16 protein-coding genes are annotated in these 21,895 nt (G+C 38.1%); 8 read left to right on the plus strand and 8 right to left on the minus strand.

From position 1 onward, the window contains the following. Positions 1-217 precede the first annotated feature (217 nt). Positions 218-724, plus strand: coding sequence for a hypothetical protein (locus tag FNN09_RS13385; RefSeq protein ID WP_143302875.1), 507 nt, complete (start codon positions 218-220; stop codon positions 722-724). Between the two features lie 58 nt (positions 725-782). On the opposite strand, the gene FNN09_RS13390 is transcribed toward FNN09_RS13385, so the two are convergent. From FNN09_RS13390 to FNN09_RS13405, 4 genes are all read right to left on the minus strand, one after another. Then, the gene (locus tag FNN09_RS13390) at positions 783-1,757 is read right to left on the minus strand and encodes a type IX secretion system membrane protein PorP/SprF (RefSeq protein WP_185968996.1); all 975 of its coding nucleotides are present in this window, start codon (positions 1,755-1,757) and stop codon (positions 783-785) included. Positions 1,758-1,779: 22 nt separating this feature from the next. Next, on the minus strand, positions 1,780-2,685 hold the full coding sequence (locus FNN09_RS13395; protein WP_143302877.1) for a gliding motility-associated C-terminal domain-containing protein: 906 nt from the start codon (positions 2,683-2,685) through the stop codon (positions 1,780-1,782). 78 nt (positions 2,686-2,763) lie between these two features. Beyond that, positions 2,764-3,780, minus strand: coding sequence for a type IX secretion system membrane protein PorP/SprF (locus FNN09_RS13400; RefSeq protein ID WP_221932498.1), 1,017 nt, complete (start codon positions 3,778-3,780; stop codon positions 2,764-2,766). 79 nt (positions 3,781-3,859) lie between these two features. Further along, the gene (locus FNN09_RS13405; protein ID WP_143302879.1) at positions 3,860-8,383 is read right to left on the minus strand and encodes a T9SS type B sorting domain-containing protein; all 4,524 of its coding nucleotides are present in this window, start codon (positions 8,381-8,383) and stop codon (positions 3,860-3,862) included. 816 nt (positions 8,384-9,199) lie between these two features. Here FNN09_RS13405 and FNN09_RS13410 point away from each other — a divergent pair. Beyond that, entirely contained in the window at positions 9,200-10,489 is a 1,290-nt protein-coding gene (locus tag FNN09_RS13410) for a S28 family serine protease (RefSeq protein WP_143302880.1), read from the plus strand. An 82-nt stretch (positions 10,490-10,571) separates the two neighbouring features. Here FNN09_RS13410 and FNN09_RS13415 read toward each other — a convergent pair whose 3' ends face one another. Beyond that, entirely contained in the window at positions 10,572-10,925 is a 354-nt protein-coding gene (locus tag FNN09_RS13415) for an arsenate reductase family protein (protein WP_255434118.1), read from the minus strand. A 209-nt stretch (positions 10,926-11,134) separates the two neighbouring features. Further along, the gene (locus FNN09_RS13420; RefSeq protein WP_143302882.1) at positions 11,135-11,593 is read right to left on the minus strand and encodes an outer membrane insertion C- signal; all 459 of its coding nucleotides are present in this window, start codon (positions 11,591-11,593) and stop codon (positions 11,135-11,137) included. Between the two features lie 424 nt (positions 11,594-12,017). On the opposite strand from FNN09_RS13420, the gene FNN09_RS13425 reads away from it, so the two are divergent. The 3 genes from FNN09_RS13425 (at position 12,018) to FNN09_RS13435 (ending at position 14,482) form a co-directional block, all read left to right on the plus strand. Beyond that, on the plus strand, positions 12,018-12,296 hold the full coding sequence (locus tag FNN09_RS13425; RefSeq protein WP_143302883.1) for a hypothetical protein: 279 nt from the start codon (positions 12,018-12,020) through the stop codon (positions 12,294-12,296). Positions 12,297-12,598: 302 nt separating this feature from the next. Beyond that, complete coding sequence (locus FNN09_RS13430) at positions 12,599-13,786, plus strand: hypothetical protein (protein ID WP_143302884.1); 1,188 nt, start codon at positions 12,599-12,601, stop codon at positions 13,784-13,786. Between the two features lie 126 nt (positions 13,787-13,912). Beyond that, positions 13,913-14,482: an FMN-binding protein gene (locus FNN09_RS13435; protein ID WP_185968997.1), complete on the plus strand. Its 570-nt coding sequence runs from the start codon at positions 13,913-13,915 to the stop codon at positions 14,480-14,482. Here the strand turns inward: FNN09_RS13435 and dinB are convergent. After that, on the minus strand, positions 14,479-15,546 hold the full coding sequence (gene dinB, locus FNN09_RS13440) for a DNA polymerase IV (protein WP_143302886.1): 1,068 nt from the start codon (positions 15,544-15,546) through the stop codon (positions 14,479-14,481). The genes FNN09_RS13435 and dinB overlap by 4 nt on opposite strands. A gap of 468 nt (positions 15,547-16,014) precedes the next feature. Between dinB and FNN09_RS13445 the strand changes: the two genes are divergently transcribed. The 3 genes from FNN09_RS13445 (at position 16,015) to FNN09_RS13455 (ending at position 20,126) form a co-directional block, all read left to right on the plus strand. Continuing rightward, positions 16,015-17,442 carry an MATE family efflux transporter gene (locus FNN09_RS13445; protein WP_143302887.1) on the plus strand — a complete coding sequence of 476 codons (1,428 nt, stop codon included), beginning with the start codon at positions 16,015-16,017 and terminating at the stop codon, positions 17,440-17,442. An 11-nt stretch (positions 17,443-17,453) separates the two neighbouring features. Beyond that, a complete protein-coding gene (gene mnmD, locus FNN09_RS13450; RefSeq protein ID WP_143302888.1) occupies positions 17,454-18,119 on the plus strand; it encodes a tRNA (5-methylaminomethyl-2-thiouridine)(34)-methyltransferase MnmD in 666 nt (221 codons plus the stop codon). A 372-nt stretch (positions 18,120-18,491) separates the two neighbouring features. Further along, the gene (locus FNN09_RS13455) at positions 18,492-20,126 is read left to right on the plus strand and encodes a Zn-dependent hydrolase (protein WP_143302889.1); all 1,635 of its coding nucleotides are present in this window, start codon (positions 18,492-18,494) and stop codon (positions 20,124-20,126) included. A 103-nt stretch (positions 20,127-20,229) separates the two neighbouring features. Here the strand turns inward: FNN09_RS13455 and FNN09_RS13460 are convergent, their stop codons facing one another. Continuing rightward, positions 20,230-21,879, minus strand: a complete 1,650-nt coding sequence (locus FNN09_RS13460; RefSeq protein WP_143302890.1) for an FAD-dependent oxidoreductase — start codon at positions 21,877-21,879, stop codon at positions 20,230-20,232. Positions 21,880-21,895 lie beyond the last annotated feature (16 nt).

Genomic DNA, 21,895 nt, shown 5'->3' on the forward strand with positions numbered 1-21,895 from the left:
CTAAAACAAGACACTCATATAAGGCCCTAAAAAGACTTTATTCGCTTCCAAAATCAATTTGTTCGCTTTCGAACACCCAGTTGTTTCAGTATCGTTCAAAAATAAAAGATGTCAATATCCTTATTTCTCCTTAAAGACCTCTATTGTAGTTGCTTATATTTATTGGCACAACGATTGATATATCACTAGCGTTGTTAAATACTAAAAAATAATTGTCATGAAAAATTTAAATAATCTAAACGCAAAATCTATTTTAAGTGCATTGTTCCTTTCATTAATTATCTCAATTAGTTTGGTTGCTCAACCAAGTGAATATATCGCCGACGAAAGTGAAATGGATTTAACTGTTGAAACATGGATGACTGATCTTAATTCATTTGACAATGATGAATCCGAAATGGTAATTGAAGACTGGATGACTGATTTAAATAGCTTTTACTATGAAGAAGCCGAATTATTAGTTGTTGAAGACTGGATGACCGATTTGGAATCATTTAATATAGGTGAAGACTACTCAATGGAAGTAGAACTTTGGATGACTAGCTTGGATGAATTCTATTGCATTGAATCATTTCTATTGGCCGATGCCGATGAGGCTGTATTAGAAATTGAAGAATGGATGACTGATCTTACAGCATATGGGAAAGTAAGTGCTTCAGAAATAGAAGGAATTAAGGATATAGATTTTAGTTCAGATGAAGTAATACTTGTTGCGCTTAAGTAAGCAATTATTCATGACAACAATATATAGAATGCCAGCAGATGCTGGCATTTTTTTGTACCTAGAAATACCTTATGGACTGCACTCCTTTTTCCTCATCTGATTTTGTTACTTTCTTACGATTAAAACGCCTGTCGCGATTACGTTTTATAAAACTATTGCTATCAATCATTAATGATACTTCATGACTTCCACCTCCGAACCTCAACTCTTTAGCAATTGAAAAATCATACGAGTAACAAATAGCCATTGTTTTAGACACTTGCACATTAAGCAAACTTGCAAATGTTTGATTAAAACGATAAGAAGCACCAACCCAAAACATGTTTTTATACATCAATTGTAGATTCACATCAATAGCATTAGATGTATTTTGCCTTAATCGTGCTAAAAAGGATGGCTTTAATGACACGTTTTTACCCAAATCAAAGGCATAACCAAAAGTAAAGTAGGCACTCCTAAATTGCTCTAGAACCACACTACCTGTCTCTTCGATAGACAATTTGTTAGATAAAATCTGAGGCATTGAAAACCCAACAAAAAATCGAGGAGAAAACAAGAATACACCTGCACCAAAATTGGGTTTAAAACCGTTTTCGAAATCTTGACTAAAACTTGGATCATTGTCTTCAATTACCTCCAGTGCATTTAAACCAACATTGTAATGATTGATTTGTGCACTTACACCCATTGACACAAATAAGTGATGATTAAGCCGGAGTAAGTAGCTATACATAGCAGTAAATTCATTTTGCTGAATTGGCCCGTTTTGATAACTTAAAACACTGGCACCCAATGATGCCATTCGTTTATTGAGTGGAGAATGAACATTTACAGCATAAGTCGTTGGGGCATCTTTAAGTCCCATCCATTGCTGACGCGACAATGCCTGAACGCTAAACGCATTTCTTACACCTGCATAGGCCGGATTAATTGTAAGCTGGCTATTCATATACTGAGACGATATAAAATCGCTCTGAGCAAATACATTATCGAGCGCAACTCCATGACACAGCAAAAGAACAATGCTGAGCATTCGCAGAAACGATATGCTGTTATTACTTAGCAACATATACAAAACCAGTTAATTGCTCACCAAAACCTTGTATATTAAAAACATAGTAATAAGTACCTGCTAAAACTAATTTTCCTTTTGAACTACCTTTGTTAGCAATGCCATCCCAATCGTTTTGATATTGTTCATTTTGATAGACAATATTCCCCCACGAATCGGCTACTGTTATAGAAATAGCTTGATAATTAGAAAAATCGGGCACATAAAAGGTATCATTAATCCCATCACCATTGGGAGAAAAGCCTTGTGGAATGTAGAATTCAATGTCCCCTCCATGCTTAACATGAAAATAGATACGAGCAGTGCTACAATCATTATCGGTATCACAAACCATATAATCCAAGGAATCAACTCCGATAAAACGACGTTCAAACTCAACCTCTAAGTTATTAGCTGTATTTAAGAGATACTCGCCCTGTTTCAAATCCCCAAAAATTGTTATGCTGAGTGGTTCATCTCCTTTTATTGTATCATTCCCAAGAAAGTCAACTTCAACAGGTGCTCCATGCAAATAAACGACCGTATCATTTACAGCAATAGGTTTAAAATCAACATTTTCAATATCTACAAAAACACTGGCTTGATCACAACTACCATCGGTATTACATACTTTATACATAAACTCATCCTTTCCAACAAACGAATAATCAGGAATAAATGTAATAGTATTATCAGCTTCAACTATAGCCTGACCATTAGATGGTTCCTCAACTATAACCAAAGAGCTTACCCCATTCTGTAGACCAAAATCATTATTAAGAACAGGAATGTTAACGCTATTATTTTCAAAGCCACTTATTTTATCATCATAAGCATATACAGCCTCTTGCCCTTTACTACTAAAGACAATAATGGAAATGATAAAATATGTGAGAATACCAATGCGCATGCAAGCTTGATTTTAAAAGTCTGCCAGGCACCAAAATTAGCATTATTACAACTCTAAACAACACCAATCAAGAGAGGACTATAATTTAAGACGTTTGATGGCTTTGTTTTTCTTATTCCGATTTCGTTCGGAACAAGGAATAGAACCTTTGGACCTATCTTTACAAATTCGATATTTTAGAATCAATTGGTAAGAACTTCCATAATCTACCTGAGCACTGGTTAATCCAAGTTGATACTCCAATCCTACCATAAAATTATTAATTTGAACGCCGCCTGTTGTTCCCAGACCTAGACTTTTACCAAAGTTATGATCCATTGTACGTCGATAGCTTAAGACACCCCAAAATGAGAGATTTGGATCGGGTGTTGGAAAAAATAATTTTGTACTCAAATCCAACTTACTATCTACTAGCATATTTCTTCGATACATAATAAAAGGCTCAATGTATATATCCCGATCAGAAATTTTATACGATGTTCCTCCATGAATATGAATATCAGATGTTAATGCAGGTTCTTCGTCATGGGTGTACATGGGATTATTCTGCGGCAATAAATTGGTAACCGAAAATCCCAGGTAATAATCGTTGTACTTAAATAAAATACCTGCATTGGAATTAAAACCCCAGCCACTTTCTTTCGCCCCTGAAAAAACAGGATCGAGAATTGCCCCGTCTGTCAATTGGGTTTGATCAATAGAACTTTGCTCAGCGTTAATTGACATACCAAAAGTCATGGAAGCTGTACGCTTTCTCTTACGTGAAAACATCACTTCATAGGACAAGGATGTTTGAAAGCCCATCTCTGAATAATAACCATTCCGATCATTGTAAAAGTAAGTTCCCAAACCTAAACCCTTAGTCAGTGGCCCCTGATAACTTAATACCTGAGTTGTGGGCGATTCATCAACCCCAAACCATTGCTTTTGATAATAGGCACTAAACTCATAACAGCCTTTATAAAAGCCCGCACCAGCAGGGTTCATCAAATACATATCATAAAGATACTGGTTGGTTATATAATACTTTTGAGCCATTGTCAATGAAGACAAGCTCACGAAAAACAACACCATCAACATTCTACAAAAGTGCATATTGTGAGGTTTATCACTCTGTGCCTTCTGACCAACTCCAAGCATCTGATATTTTGCTATTTCCTGTACCATTTGCCTTCTATCTCTTAAGAGTTATATGCCCCTTTAGTATCTTCTCCAAAGGAATAACCTCAACTATAAACCAGTAGGCATCTGAGGGAACTGGCCTACCCAAATATTCTCCATTCCATCCGGGCTCAGAAGCCTTGTATTCAATAATAAGCTTACCAAAACGATCATAAATCTTTATAATTGAGTCAGGAAATTTATCCAATCCATCAATTTCCCACCTATCATTAAATCCATCATTATTTGGTGTAACGAAATTGGGGATATCAATATCAACTATTGAATTTAAGAAAACGGTATCGGTTGCCATGCAGTAATTGGCATCTTGAACCTGCAGAATATATGTTCCATTCTCGAGCTGCTTAAACACATTCTCCTCTTGCCACTCATCATTAAGCGCATATTCGTAGGGCTCAGTTCCGCCTTCGGCCAAAATACCTATCTGCCCATAAATAAGGGTATCTAATTGGGCAATTACAGGTGTCTCATTAAAAACGACTGTTGTCGTATCACTTAACCAGAAACATCCATCGAGTACACTAACCGAGTATATACCAGGCTGACGCACAGTAAACGTAGGCATTCTACTTCCATCAAACCATCTATAATCGAAGTAATCATAACCTGCCTCAAGCAACAAAGAATCATTTGAACAAACAGAAGTGTCGGGACATAATTCATAGTCAGGAGCAGGTAAAGCATGCACCATTTTGGTATCAAAACCCATACAGCCATGTTCATCAACCACTGTAACAACATTTACAGTATCTGAAAAACTAGCATGAGTACTCTGTCCAATTTCATTGTTATGCCATTTATAAGAGGCAAAGCCAGGCGTAGCAACAAGTTCAATCATATCCACTGGACAGATTGCAGTATCGGCTCCAATACTTACTTCAGGTACCGGGTGCCAATTCACATGAGCAGTAGCGGTACCAACACAACCTTTATCTGTTTCGGCAAGTAATTGATAAGTTCCTTTCTTGACAGAAATCATTGGTGTTACTGCACCATTTGACCAACGATAATTACTTAAGCCAGCAGGAGCAACTAAAGTACCCAGATCTCCTGAACACTCCGATACATCAGCTACTGTAAAATGAGGAATTGGATTAACATCAATTTGAACGATATCTTCTGCAGTACAACCGTCATTGTTAGTTACTTCCACCCGATAGGCATTATCGGCAGTTACAACAATTGAGGTTCCATTAAGGCTATTATCCCCATTCCATTTATAAGAGGCATAGCTAGGGTCGGTTTTCAAAACGATTGAATCTCCTTCGCACATCTCTCTATCGGGACCTAGATCTACTGTTGGTATCGGTAAATTCTTAAGCACTAAAGTATCTTCACTATTACATCCGTTAACATCTGTAAGCACCAATCGATAAGAACCCGCAGCACTTGTGGAGTAGTCAGCATTCGCTAACAAATGTACATCTCCCATGGCATTAATCTGATACCAATCATACGATTGAGCATCTACAATTGGATTACTTAATACGAGCTCAACATTTTCACAAGTTTCAACTGGTCCAGGGAGAGCAATATCCGTTTTAGCAAAAGCACCTACAGTTGCTTCGTCAGTGGCCTTACATCCATATTCATCATAGGCAGTTACATTAAACAAGCCAGCTCCTTGTATTTCCAATTGAGCAGTATTCCAATCATTAAAACGACGTTGACCATCGTTCCATACTAGATATTCAAAATCTCCATCAGCTGCTGTAAAGTTATTCACTGAAATAACTCCTGTTTGTTCCGGACAAATATTGGCTGGAGCAGATAGCTCAATTGAGGGATTAGCATGTTCTGTTACGGTAATCTCATTGGCCTTTGTACAACCACCAATACTGGCTTCTACACGATAAAGACCAGACTTACTAACCTCAATTTCTGCGCCTATCAAACTTGCATCTTCAACACCATCAACGGTCCATGTATAACTGGTATATCCGCTTGTAACAGACAAAGTAACTTCTTCATTGGCACATAAGTTCTCACTCAGCCCTAGTTGTGGATCAGGCGCATCGACAAAATTCACTTCTACATCGTCAGCTACTGCACAGCCCTCAACATCAATTGCAGACACATAATAACGCCCATTATCGTTGGCGGAAGCTGGATTTATCTCGTAAGCATGCTCGGGCGTAGGAGTAGGTAAGGTAATGATTGCTCCTACACCATCTTTTTGAAATCGCCACTCATAATTAGAGTAATTAGCTCCCTGATCAATTGTTAAGGTTATACCTGCGCATTCCTCTCTATCTGGCCCTAAATCAAAAGGAGCTGGTGGCAAAAAGTCAAAATTAAAATCATCTCGCGCCATGCAACCATATTGATTGCTTATTTCGAGCCAATAATCACCGGCCAAATTAATATCGATACTTTCACTCGTTGAATTATTTGACCATAGGTAAGTATGTCCATTACCAACCAACGGTGCCGAAACATTAGTTAATGCTGCAACACAGCCCAGTTGATCTGCGATATCAAAGCTTGGGATTTCATTAACTGTTACATTGAAATCCTGACTCACTGGACAACCCTGAGCTCCCCAAACAGTTAAAGAATAAAGACCAGAACCACTTGGTGTTATAAAGTTTTGCATTGGATCTGTATTTAAAACGAGACCATTAAAGGACCATTCAAATCTTTCAATACCGTTTTGATCAGCAATTATTTTCTCTCCAAAACAAAGTTCTGTTTTATCGAGTACAATAATTGGTAAGGGATGAGTCGATATCTGCTTCCTATCGGTATTAGAACAATTAAGTTCATCAGTTATTGTCAACCAAACATCTTTAACTTCTCCTTCATTCAGCATCACTGATGTTGCGTTCGTATTTGTTCCATCAGACCACTCGTAGGCACCAAGGTCGTGTGCCACTTCCAGGTCAACACTCTCATTGGGACAAACAACTGTATCAGGCCCCAAATCAAATTCTGGCAATAGAAATTCTACATAGAGACTATCTGTTTGAATACAACCGCCGAAATTAACCTCGGCACTAACCCAGTAATTTCCAGTTTCCGACACTGCAAATGTTGCATCCGTAGACTGAACAACATCGCCAGTATGCTCAGAAAACCAATTGTAGGATTTCATGGGCTTGGCAGTTCGTAATATTATCTGATTACCCTGACATTCCTGCGATGGTCCTTCAAGGCGCAGCTGACCGTATGACGAAAAATAACCATAACTCGTACTACCCTGATTTTCGTCTAAAATACTCATATGAAAAAGACCACTTGTATTTTCGATCGTATGAGGTGAACCTGTGGTAATATCTAACTGAATAACGCCACTATACCATATCTCATCAGGATCACCTGTATCGGTCCCTTCAACTTTTTCCCAAGTTACGCCATCTAAATCATTTCTAATATTCCCATTCTGATCCCGAAATACAAACGAGTTTAGGTTTTTACCTTGAGCCAATAATTGAATCCAGAACTCTAAAGTAAATGTTCGCACAAAGCTCACCGTGTTAGATCCAGTACAACTCACACTTGGCAATAATGCACTTCCCATTTCATTACCACTCCGATTCCATAAACTGGCCAATTGATAAGCATAAATTGGTTTGTCAGCTTCAATATACAAAGCGTTTCCTTCGATATCTAAATCTAGCTGTTCTCCTCTATCTATTGTTTTGGTAACCTTACGCGAATTGTAAATTACTGTTATGTATGTATCATCTTGTGTAGCTAACACATATACTTTATTAACGGTACGGTTATCGGGACTTGTCTTTACAGCAATGTATTCAGTTCCAATAACTGATGTTGGTATGAGCTGATCTCCAATTAAGTCATAAGGACCATATCCAGGCCCTTGCCAAATACTATCGTCACTAATTGTTATTGCGATGTCTTTATCGGAAGAAATATATGTACCAGCCAACGAAGAACCTGGTGACGAATCATTTGGGTTTTCTACACAAAAACTCTGCCCTCGGTTGAGTGTTATCGTAAATGGAACATTTGCTTCATGCCCAACAATAGGGGCAGTAGGAGTAATTACAATGATTGTATTATCCTCCGTAGCTACAATGTCAACTTTCTCATCTGCAATAACACCATGTGGTCTATTTTGAAAGGTATTTTGAGAAGGCACAAAAAACTCTTTCCCAAGCCCATTAGCACCTTTCAGTGTAAATTTGTCGGGGTTAACACCGTTTGCTACTTCGTAATAAACGCTTACATCAGCATCTGAAGTAATTAAAATTCCTTTATTATTGATGCTATTTGAAGGGTGGTTTTCAACCACATTTTTATCAAGGTCTATTCTTTCTTGAGTATTGGCGGATACATTAAGGGCTTTTATCACTCGTCCGCCATCAGCAGGCATGCTAATCACAACATTAGCATCGGTAGCTAACGCAGTTACTCTAAAAACAATTGGATCATCTCCATGGTCAACAGTCACATCTGGAGCTACAAACCAAAACTCCCTATCAACCTGAGCAAGAACACTAGTACTAAAGACATATAAAAAAATACAGAAAACAAATAAGCACTTCCGCATAGTATCAATATTAGATAATACATAATGAAAGCGTGTAGCTAAACTATTACACGCATAACAAAACTAAAAGCAATAAACATTACCTTAACACCACCCCAATATCATCCTTGCTTATTTTGTAATAAATAGTTTCGAGCGAAACCAAAGATTTTTTACCGTCCAATCCCTTACATTAAGCTTATAGATTATTACTGCCAAAACTACAATAAGGTTTCGAAATTATAGCATTATTTAACTAAATTATTATTTAAAAACTGCTCACAACTAACTATCACCCACTTATGAAGATTAAGAAATCAATTTATTTATAACTATTAAAAATTAGCATCCTCATTTTAAATAGTTGCAAAATTGACTATGTTTGCTCGTGTGATAATAACAATGAACTATACCATTATACATTACAACACACTCAACAAGTCTGGCAAAGGGCTTTACGAGTGCTGGATCAATTGATTCAACCTCCCAATCAATACTATCTCATCTGATTGGACACTATTCCTAATTGTAGCTTTCAGCTACAATCACAATTTAATTTCATAGATAATTGAATTACGGCAAAAACATAGGCTCGAATCATGCTTGCCTAAGTTGGCGAACAACTTAACAATACGAAGTGCTTGTATTAATTGTCTATTAAGCTCATAATAGAATAAAGCTAAACCAGTTAAGCAACAAAACTTTACACGCTCATTATATGAATTATGATATTGCAATCTACAAAAGCAAACCGCAGCTGTTAGCTTTATAGTATATCATACTCAATAAATAGCTTTCCAAAAAAGTTAGTAATGAGTATTATAAAAAAGAAAAAAAATGAACAATATACTATTTAATATGAGACACTTGTTACATTTCATCGGGTGCCTTTTAACGCTTCAAGCGTGCACAAAAACGATCAATACTCCAGAACAACTATTTGCCACTATAGAAAATATGGAAATAGAGGAAATCCAAGCAGACTCAGCCCTTTTCAACAAAGCGTGGCTAATAAGGTTTGAGCAACCACTTGACCATAACAATCCAAACAAAGGTAGTTTTAAACAACGAATATGGGTTTCTCACAAGAACATAAATGCTCCCATGGTTATGGTGACCGAAGGCTATTCAGCCAACAGAAATTACACCAGTGAATTGGCCAAGTTAGTTGAGTCAAATCAAATTATTGTGGAGCACCGATATTTTTCAGACTCACAACCCGACACATTAGACTGGACTTATTTAACGGTGGAACAGGCTGCGAATGACCATCACCGAATTATACAATTCTTTAAGCAGCTATATACTTCTAAGTGGGCAACAACAGGCGTTAGCAAAGGAGGACAGACGGCAATTTTCCACCGAGCTTTATTCCCAAATGATGTTGATTTGAGTGTACCATACGTAGCACCTGTTAACTTAGCAAGAGAAGACCAACGGATTTTCGATTTTTTTAATTCGGTAGGTACATCTGAAGAAAGGCAAGTAATCACTAATTTCCAAAAGGTCATCCTGGAGAAGCGTGATGAAATTATGCCATTATTCATCGATTATGCTGAGCGCAAGAACTTAACATTTAGAATGGGTTATGAAAAAGCGTTTGAATTGGTTGTACTAGAATACCCATTCTCATTCTGGCAATGGGGAAGTAAGATGGAGAGCATTCCATCACTTGATGCTCCTTTAGAAGTATTATTTGATCACCTTAGTAAAGGAAGCGACATCGCTTATGTATCTGATCAAAGTTGGGAAGATATTAAACCTTTTTTCTATCAAGCCTACAAGGAACTTGGTTATTATGCTTATGTACCAGGAGCACTGAAACCACTTTTAAAAGGCTTTTCGCAAGACACCATTAGCAGTAGCATGTTTGCACCCGGAGGTGATACGCTTAAATTTATTCCAACTATGCATACACTCATGACTAAACTTCAACTTCACGATCCGCAAATTATAGCAATTATTGGTGAGAATGATCCGTGGGGAGCTACCTCAATTAATGACAAAGGATTGGAAAATACTTTAAGAGCCGTTGCGCCAGGCAGCTCCCATCTAACAAGAATAAACAACTTGCCTGATCCTCTTAAAAACGAAGTTATCCTGAAACTCAAAGAAACATTAAACTAAAAAATAAAAGGCTTCCAGAACGGAAGCCTTTTTATTACTACGTGGTTTCTAAAATTGGGTTAGGTAGTAATGGATATCTTAATTATTTCTTTGTTGACATTAAATATTTTGTTAACAAATCAACTGTTGCTTTGCCATTGCCAATAAACATTTTATCGTCAATTAAAAATACTGGCCTTTTCAAAAAAGTATATTCTTCAAGTAGTAGCTTTCGATAATCAAGTTCCGACAACGATTTCTCTTTCAAACCCTGTAGTCGATACTTCTGAGATTGCTTGTTGAAAATTAATTCGTAACCACCAGCTTTCTTTGCTAATTCATCAATTTCAGCTTCACTAGGAGCATTAACTTTTATATCAATAATCTCAAACTCTCCGAACTCCTTAACCTGTTTCATAATTCGCTTGCACGTACTACAGGTCTTCAACAGATACACTTTTCCTCTCAATACACTAGGGTTTAGCAGTTTTGCAGTATCAAAGATAACAAAGGCTTATAAAACAGCTATGTAAATACTCGTCAAACAAGATGTTTTTTGGTAAACATCATTCTTTTGTAGATGAACAACCACTTTTTATTGATGGCACAAAAAAAAGTTCATTGGCTACACCAATGAACTTTCAAATAATATTTTTATAAAATATACTATTTACTAGCTGATCCAAATACCCAACGCACGTTCAGACCAAAAGAATCTGCACCAAACCTTGTGTCATCAATAATCCAAAACGTCGGACGCCAATCGGCACCTAAAGCAATTGGCACGCCAGCAAATCGGTATTCAATTCCTAATTCTCCTGAAACACCTAACCAAAAGTTATCTCCAATAGTCATTGATGGTCCAACACCCGCATACCAGTGGAAGGTCGATTTTTCAACCTGTAATGGGCGGTATAGAAAATCCCAAAGTGCATCAATACCTACTGCACTATCAAAGAAACCAACATCGGCATGAACACGACTAAACTGCCCCAATGAAAAGATACCATCAATAGCGGCACCACCACCACCATTAACACCACCAAATCGAATACCTACTTCTTGTGCATTTGAACTCAATGCCACACCTGCAACTAATGCAAGAGTAAAAAACAACTTTCTCATAATTTAGTTTTTAAGTTATAAATTCTATTATTCAATTAAAATTATTACAGATCAAATGGTCAATAATGATCTGACTTAAATAATAACCAACAAAGATATTTATTGTTTAACTATTGTTGCAAATTATTCTCCAAACCAATTTACAATCTAATAACTACAAACTCAACAATAAATAATACAAACCATTATACATACGTTCTTAACACCATAGTAAACTGCCGTTTATTGCTTATAAAACGATTCACATGCTCAAATTATATATTTCATTTGTGTATAATTTACCTTTATTTATAAGATGAAACTCGCCAAAACCATTCATGCTTCTATGTGGACATGTAGGCGAAGCAATTACCATGGCTCGTTTCGTATTAAGCAATAAATACTTACATTTGCAGAGCATTTTAATACATTAAATCATAAGTATATGGCAAGTGTAAGAGAATTAAAAAAAGACATCAACTTTTTAGCATCGGAGCTAATTACAGAGGCATACGTGAAACAACTGATAAAAGATGATGTTAATAATGATAAGGTTGCAGAGGTAATGGTTAAAGCTATTGGTTTTAGAAATGACTTAGTAGCAAAAGCTAATCATCCTGATGGAAAAGACAACCCTAAAATGGTTAAAGCATTTTACAAAGGTTTAAGAAAAGACATGATGGAACAATTCCTAAACATTTCTAAAGAAACAAATGAGCTTTAAGCTTATTACCAACAATACAGAAAGCTTCCTTTAAATCATAAAGGGAGCTTTTTTTATCCCTAATTGTAGGGATAGAAGAATCAACAGCGAAGTACAAACACCACCACCACCCACACTAAACACCTAACAACAAGACTCTTTCAACACCATCACCCTCAAAAGCACGGACCTCTTTAAACTTCATTTTACCCATTATTAGGGATTACACACCTCTGTTTTTTTAAGCAATTTTGCATCGTAATTAATTGCAACACTCACAATCACTTTTGATGTTAAATAAAAACGGGAAAACAGATTATAAAATGAAAAGAATTTTACTTCTAACAGCTTTCGTAGCTGCTTGTACACTTGGATTTGCTCAAAATGACCTAGCCAACCAACAACAACAAAATACAGCACAACGACTTTTAAACTCAAATCAAGGTCTTACGATTGGAGGATATGGTGAAGTACATTATAACCAGCCACTCAATTCAGACACATATAATAATGGTCAGTTAGATGTTCACCGAGTAGTTATGCTATTTGGTTATAACTTTAATGAGAAGACTCAATTTGTAACAGAGCTTGAATTTGAACATGTAAAAGAAGTTTATGTAGAACAAGCCTTTATTCAGCACAAAATTAATAATGCCTTTCAGTTTAGAGGTGGTTTGATGCTAATACCAATGGGTATTGTAAATGAGTACCATGAGCCGAATACTTTTAACGGAGTTGAACGTCCTTTAGTTGATAAATATATTGCTCCAACAACATGGAGAGAAATTGGAGCCGGTTTCACTGGTAACATTTTACCAGCCTCTATTCGCTATCAAGCATATGTTGTAGGTGGTTTTAATGGTTACGATGGATCTGGAAAGTTCAGTGGTAAAAATGGATTGCGTAAAGGACGTCAGAAAGGTGCAGAGGCTTATGTTAGTTCACCAAACTTCACAGGTAAAGTAGAGTACTTTGGCATTAGAGGTCTGAATGTGGGCTTGTCAGGTTACTTTGGCGACTCGCAAAGCACCTTATATGATGGAATAGATAAAAGTGACAAAGAAGCTGTTGCAGCTGCAGACTCATCAACTATTGGCATGTCCATGATTGGATTAGATGCCCGTTATACTTATGGCGGTCTTCAGTTGAGAGGGCAGTACTACTACACCTCACTTTCAAACACTGAGCAGTACAACGAATTTACAAGTAGCGACTTGGGAAGCTCTTTAAATGGTCTTTATATTGAAGCAGGTTATAATGTATTCAAACACCTTGACAAGGTTACAACTGATTTGATACCGTTTATTCGTTACGAACAATTTGACACGCATAACAAAGTAGCTGGTAACCTTGCTAAAAACGATGCGTACGATAAGAGTGCCATTACCACAGGTTTAACCTGGAAAATGACACAGAATGCTGTATTGAAAGCCGATGTGCAGTTTGTTAAGTCAGCTGCCGATGATGAGTTTTCAAGAACGTTCAACGCTGGATTTGGTATCATGTTTTAAGAAATGAAAGCAAATTAACAACATATGAAACGACCATGTAAATTTGATTATCCAAATTTTCACACAGAAGGATGATAAAATATACTTGAGAGTTCCATATGGCAAATGAAAGCAAATTATAATCATATGAAAAAGTTAGTATTTATAACACTCTTATTTGCCTCAAGCGCTATGGCCATTGGTGGTAGTTCAGTGAATTACGAACACAAAGCCATTCACAAAACGCTTATTAAAACCTGCAAGCTCATCAACCCAGAACTGTTGGAAATGAACATACCAACCGAGGTATCGAGTAAGATGGAAGGTAAGTTTTTTAATATACAGAGTGATAATACTAATTCAGAAATAACACATTGCTACATTGGACGTGTGAACAGTTGCCGAGCCGGCGGCTGTTCTGCGCCAAGTGCAAATCCAATTGGAGGAGATTCAGAATACTTCGATTACATGGTTTTCTACAACCATAAACACGAGGTGGTACTGGTTAAGGTTTTTAATTATCAGGCCAGCCATGGACATGAAGTAACGGCCAAAGGGTGGCTTAAGCAATTTATAGGCTATGATGGTAAAGATGAAAAATTAGAAGTCGGCCGAAACATTGATTCCATTTCAGGAGCTACCATTTCTGTTAATGGTATTACCTCAGATATTGAGAACAAAACAAAAATCTTAGAAAGTCTGGCTCAAAAAAGCTAGTCTGAAAAATTAATTTTTAATTGTAAGGCATCAGTTGTAGCATCCTCCTGAAAGTTAGATACCGTTAGGCCCAACAAGCGGATGGGACGATTAATCGGCGCTTCGTTCAACAAGTCATCTGCTAGCCTGGCTAATTGATTACTTGCTATTTCCTGCTCAATGGTTTTAGAGCGAGTTATCTGTTCAAAATTATCAAATTTCACTTTCAGCGTTAAAGTCTTACCCCCTTTCCCACTCTTTGAAAGGCGCTTCAACAAACCCTGCTTCAAAGTCTCTACCTCATGCTTAATTTGCTGTTCATCCTTTAAATCTCGACTAAAGGTATTTTCAATGCCCACCGATTTACGCTCACGATTAGGGCGCACAGGTCGCTCATCAACACCACGCGCAACATCGTAAAAATAATGACCGGCCTTGCCAAAGTAATGAAGCATTCTCGGCAAATCAAACCTCAATAAATCTTTGCCCTTATGAATATCTAGCTGGTGCATTTTTTCAGCCGTTTTTTTGCCAACACCAAAAAACTTTTCGATTGGCAACTGCTCAATAAAAGCTTGCACTCCCGACGGCTTAATAATAAAAATACCATTGGGCTTGCGCTGATCACTGGCCACCTTGGCTAAAAACTTATTGACGCTTACGCCTGCTGAAGCCGTTAATTGTGTTTGATCAAATATCTTTTGCTTTATTTCGCGAGCTACCTCGGTTGCCGACTCAATACCTTTTTTATTATCTGTCACATCTAAAAAGGCTTCATCCAAAGAAAGGGGCTCAACCAAATGGGTATATTCATAAAAGATTTCACGTATTTGTTGCGATACTTCCTTATACACTTCGAAACGGTGCTTTTGAAAAATAAGTTGCGGACAACGACGAACCGCTATCTTTGAAGCCATGGCCGACCGAATACCATATTTGCGAGCCTCATAACTAGCCGCTGCAATAACGCCACGTTCACTACTTCCTCCCACAGCCACAGGTTTACCACGCAACTCTGGAAAATCGCGCTGCTCAACAGATGCAAAAAAAGCATCCATATCGATATGGATAATTTTACGTGACATGTGATTTATTTGGCCAGCAAGTTACTTATTTATCTCTTCCTAAAAATACCATGTGCCTTCAGGGCAATTCACATTTAAAAATCTTTTACGTGAAACTCATCTCTTTAAGAGAAAAGAACTTGATTTTACTCTAGCCGCAAGGGCTTATACTTTCTTCCTTCTGCCGAAGAAAGTATACAAAGAAGCCCGCCGACTGCATCACTCACTTACCCACTAATTTCTTTGTTTTGAGACAGAAAGAACTCCCTACGGTCATACAACTTTCTGTCCATTCAAAATCAAAGAAAAGTGGGTCCCAAGCTACGTTGCTGATGTCGGATGAGTAACATGGAACGTTGTAAGGTTAAATGGGATTGCCGTGCATGCGCCTTGGTTTATACGTGAAACTAGGCAACAAACAACTGTTCTAATTGGAAAGTATATAATATCATTTCGCATCCGTCAATTAGAATTATCTTTGCACCCGATATGAACAAAAGCGTAGACTTAACAAAAGGACCTATTTTTAAGCAATTGGTAAAATTAGCTTTACCAATCATTGGCACCTCACTGATGCAAATGGCCTATAACCTTACCGACATGATTTGGTTGGGACATTTAGGTAGTAATGCGGTGGCCTCGGTAGGAGGAGCTGGTTTCTTCATATGGCTTGGCATGTCGCTTTTGTTAGTTACACGTGTAGGTGCTGAGGTGGGTGTATCACAAGCTTTAGGCCGCAAAGAGCAAGAGATGGCAGCACGTTTTGCTCGTCACTCCTTGTTTTGGGCACTGGTTTTATCAATCATCATAGCCGCCATTGCATTAATATTTACACCAGAACTGATCGGCGTTTTTCGCTTGTCAAAAGGCGTGGTTGAAGATGGTGCCATCAGTTATTTACGCATTGTTTCTTTGGGTTTTGTGTTCACTTTTGTCAACCCCACTTTTCAGGGTATATACAATGGTGTTGGCAACAGCCGTTTACCATTTTACTATTTGTTAGTTGGCCTTGGGCTAAACATGCTGCTAGATCCTTTATTAATCTTTGGTTTTGGTTTTATTCCAGCCTTTGGCATTCAAGGAGCTGCGTGGGCCACTGTTATTGCTCAAGTAGTTGTTTTCGGGATTTTCTACATCCGTTTCGTGGTAAAGAAAGAAGTTATCGATCCGGATTTTAAGCGCTTTAAACTAACCAAAGAGATATCGCTCAAAATATTCAAACTCGGAATGCCTGTTGCTGCCGAGAGTTCATTATTCGCCTGCTTCGCTCTTATATTAGCACGCATGATAACCAAATGGGGCGATATTCCCATAGCAGTACAAAGTGTAGGAGCACAAATAGAAGCCATTTCATGGATGACCTCATCGGGCTTTGCCACCGCTTTGGGCAGTTTTACGGGTCAAAATTATGGTGCTAGCAACTGGAGCCGTATTAAAAAAGGCTATTACACCACCTTGGGTATTGGCGTGTTCCTTGGCACCATTGTTACCATATCGTTTATCGTATTTGGCCAACAAATATTCTCTTTATTCCTACGTGAGCCAGAGCCCTTACAAATGGGCATAGTTTACCTGAAAATACTGGCCGTTTCGCAAGTGTTTATGATTATCGAAATTATTACCCGAGGCGCTTTTAATGGCATTGGACAAACAGTGCCTCCATCTATTATTGGCATTGTTTTTACAGGATCGCGGGTGCCGGCAGCTCTAATTCTTTCGGCCGAAAAATACCTGGGCATGCTAGGTATATGGTGGGCCATCAGCTTATCCAGTGTTGTAAAGGGACTTACTTTGGTAGCTTGGTACATCAGTGTATTACACCGATCGGGCGGTACAAAAAAGAAAACAAATAAAAAATGTTTATCATTCCTCCCCACCCGCCAACGGCAACAAATTAAAATAGAAGAACTCGATTAAGCAGCTATACAATGTTAAAAGATAAATCGCGTAAAGTAGAGTTAAAAATATCGGCCGATGGTTCGCACACCTTGTTTGTACCCGAATTGGATGAGCACTACCATTCGGTAAACGGAGCACGCAACGAATCGATGCATGTGTTTATTGAGCCGGCATTAGAATACCACACACAAAAAAACCTGAGCATTCTGGAAATCGGATTAGGAACGGGACTTAATGCTTTTTTATCAGCACTTCATCAGGCAGGTAAAACTATTTTTTACCATGCACTAGAGAAATACCCTCTTACACAGGAGGCTGCATTGGAACTGAATTTTGCCGAGGATAAAAAGAACAAAGAACTATTTAATCAGCTTCATCAGTTAAGTTGGAATACGCCAGAAACACTAAAGTCCAATTTTACACTACTCAAGGAAGAAAGCGATTTAACCACCATCACCTTTGACAGAACTTACGATTTGGTGTATTTCGATGCTTTTGCTCCCGAGGTACAGCCCGAAATGTGGAGCGAAGCCATCTTTAAGAAAATATACGATGCCATGAATAAAAATGGCATACTAACCACCTATTGTGCCAAGGGTGTTGTCAGAAGAACAATGCAAGCTATTGGATTCACAGTTGAAAGACTGCCCGGACCAAAGGGGAAACGTGAGATGTTGCGCGCCACTAAAGCGTAAACCTGAAAAGAACATTGTTGGACTCCAAACATCTTTGCTTAATAGAAGTAGAGATAGCATGAACATGACGCTTCAATAGTATGTTCATCACTAATCTCAAGCATAAATATATAATTAAGCCTATGCTTAAAGTTATTTAAGTATAGGCTTAAGTACTCGTTAAGCATAGGGTAAAAAACAAAAACAACAGGTAGAAACCTCATAAACATACCTTTGATAAAGGAAAAACATCATGATGTATGGGCAAATAACTACTTTGCTATTGAAGTATCATAATTGATTAAGCCATTCAATCCTGACAATCATCCTTGTTCAGATAATACTATATTAGTATTTTGTGCATCTAAACAATCACATTCAATTCATCTATTTATGACTAAATTACTGATGCCACTAATGGCAATCTTATTAATTACAGGCTGCCAACCCAAGCCTATCTACACCAGTTCTGTTGAAAACATACAGGAAAAGGTGGAAGAATTTATACCCGTTACCCTAAGCACCGACTTAAGCGTATTAAGCGAAAAAGAAAAGCAAATGCTACCAATATTATTTGAAACAGCTCAAATAATGGAAGATTTGTATTGGCAACAAACTTGGGGCGACAGAGCTGCCATCCTAAACAATATTGACAACGAATACCTAAAGAAATTTGTACAGATCAACTATGGTCCTTGGGAACGTTTAAATAACAACCAATCGTTTATTGAGGGTATTGACAAAAAACCTGCAGGTGCTCAATTCTATCCAGCGGATATGACCAAGGAAGAATTTGCAGCTTTTGACAGCGACATCAAGTCGGGCTTGTACACCGTTGTTCAGCGTAAGGAAGGCAATTCTTTAGAAGCGATTCCATACAGCGAAAAGTATAAAACAGAGCTAAGCAGAGCTGCTGAATTATTAAACCAAGCTGCTGCATTGGCCGAAGATGAGGGCTTGAGAAACTACCTGACATTACGTGCCGAAGCCTTATTATCAAACGACTATTTGGCAAGTGACATGGCCTGGATGGACATGAAAACCAATACCATTGATTTTGTAGTCGGTCCTATTGAAACCTATGAAGATGCACTATACGGAAGCAAAGCCGCTTTTGAATCATTCATCTTAATTAAAGACAAAGAATGGTCGGGTAAACTAACACGTTTTGCATCCTTATTACCTCAACTTCAGGAATCGTTACCTGTACCTGCTGAATACAAAGCAGAAGTGCCAGGAACGGATAGTGACCTGGGAGCCTACGATGCTTTATACTATGCCGGCGACTGTAACGCAGGAAGTAAAACCATTGCAATTAACCTACCAAATGATCCGCAAGTACACATTGAAAAAGGAAGTCGTAAGCTACAGTTGAAAAACTCGATGCGTGCTAAATTCGACAACATCCTAATTCCTATCAGTCAGGTTGTAATTGCTCCAGAGCAACAAAAACATGTGAAGTTTGATGCTTTCTTTGAAAACACCATGTTTCATGAGGTGGCACATGGCTTAGGTATCAAAATGACCTTAGACGGTAACCAGAGTGTGCGCGAAGCGATGCAGGAAACTGCTTCATCGGTAGAAGAAGCTAAAGCCGACATACTGGGCTTATACATGGTAAGTAAACTTGCTGAAATGGGCGAGCTAACAAACAAAGACTTAATGGACAATTACGTGACTTTTATGGCAGGTATTTTCCGTTCGGTACGCTTTGGTGCTGCCAGTGCACATGGTAAAGCCAACATGATGCGCTTCAACTATTTCCAGGAAAAAGGTGCTTTTAGTTACGACCAAGCCTCAGGGTACTACACGGTTGACTTTGATAAAATGACTGAAGCCATGAACAGTCTTTCGGCTGAATTATTGATTATGCAAGGTAATGGCGATTACAACAAGGCTAAAAATATGTTGGCCGAAATGGGCAATATTCGTCCTGCCTTACAAGCTGACCTGGATAGAATTGCCAAAGCTGGCATTCCTCGCGATATCGTTTTTAATCAAGGCATTGATGTTTGCGGATTAAACTAAAAATCCGATCTCAATAAAATACAAAAGGCGATTGCTTCAACAAGCAATCGCCTTTTTATTCACCTCAACACTATCTCCTGTACCCCAGTTTAGATCGAAGTGATTAGTTCATGTAATTCCAAATGGTGTATCCACCTGATAGGTTATGAAGCTTTTCAAAACCATTTTGCTGGAGAATCAAAAACGATAAATACCCCCTTAAGCCTTTGGCACAATACACATAGGTGGTTTTGTTTTTGTCCAGTTTATCCAAATTATTTCGTAAAGCATCAACAGGCACCTCAATGGCATCTTCAATCTTTCCTAGCTTCGCAATTTCCCCTTGCGTTCTTACATCTACTATCTGATAACTTCCCTTATCTTCCTTAGCAATAATCTCTTTCAATTCGTCCACACTTACCTCGCTGTAGTTAGCATTGAGTGCGTTAGACGATACATACCCCGATACAACAACCGGATCTTTAGCCGGCGAAAACGGTGGTGCATAGGCCAAGTCTAATTTTGGTAAATCAGATATCTTTAGCTTGGCATAGATGGCTGTACTCATCACATCGATACGCTTATCAACACCATGCTCTCCAAATATTTCGCAACCTAAAATTGTTCCGTCTTCAGGTGCATAATAAGTTTCGATAATCATCTCCTTTTGATCGGGATAATAACCTGGTGTAGCGCCTGCCAAAATTAAATTGGTTTTAAACTCAATTCCTTTTTGGTTCATAAAGGCAGGGTTCATACCTGTACGTGCCAATGTTTTTTCAAACACCTTAATGATGGCTGTTTTATAACCTCCCTCAAAAGTATCAGAACCACCAGCTGCATTTTGTCCTGCCGTACGACCGCCTTTATTGGAATGTGTACCCAATGGCAAATAGTCGTGTTCTCCTGTTTGAATATTTTTGATACTCGCACAATCGCCTGCTGCATATACATCGGGCAATGTTGTTTCCATGCGCTCATTCACCTTAAGTGCTCCATTACCAATTGCCTCAGCACCTTTAGCTGTTAGCATTTCTGTATTAGGACGAATACCCACACTCATCAGCACATAATCAGTTTTTACTGATTTAGTATCCGATACTTTCACTTCTGTAATGGTACCTCCATCAACTTTAAACTCCTTAACAAAGGTATCAGTGATTACCTCAATACCATGCTCCTGCATCGTTTTGCGGGCAAAATGACTAAATTTCTTCTCCCACATTGGCAGTACCTGCGAACCACCCTCAATCAGAGTCACTTCTTTACCCAGTTCGCGAAGATTTTCAACCACCTCAACACCAATCAAACCTGCACCCATCACCGTAATGTGCTTGGCCGATTCAGGAATAGCTTCTTTCATCACTTTGTCGTAATCTTCCAAACTACGGCATGGTGACCAGTTATTAGCTATTTGTATATTTTTAACCGGAGGAATAAAGGTATGTGCACCAGCAGCATATACCAGCTTATCATATTCATATTCTCCTTTTGATGTTACAATCTTATGAGCATCTGGAAGTATCTCCAATACCTCTTCCTCAAGATGCATATCCACATTAAAGCGATTTTTTAGCAACTCGGCCTCAACCACAATTAGCTTTTTACGACTGTTAATAACGCCCGATAAAGCATAAGGAATACCACATGTGGCATAACTGATATTACTCGATTTCTCAAATAACAAGATCTCAGCATCCTCATTTTCACGTCGTGCTTTGGCCGCAGCCGATGGTCCGGCAGATAATCCGCCGATTATAATAATTCGTTTCATTTCTTTAATAGTTTGT

This window comes from Carboxylicivirga sp. M1479, assembly GCF_007097485.1.
Classification (GTDB): Bacteria; Bacteroidota; Bacteroidia; order Bacteroidales; family Marinilabiliaceae; genus Carboxylicivirga.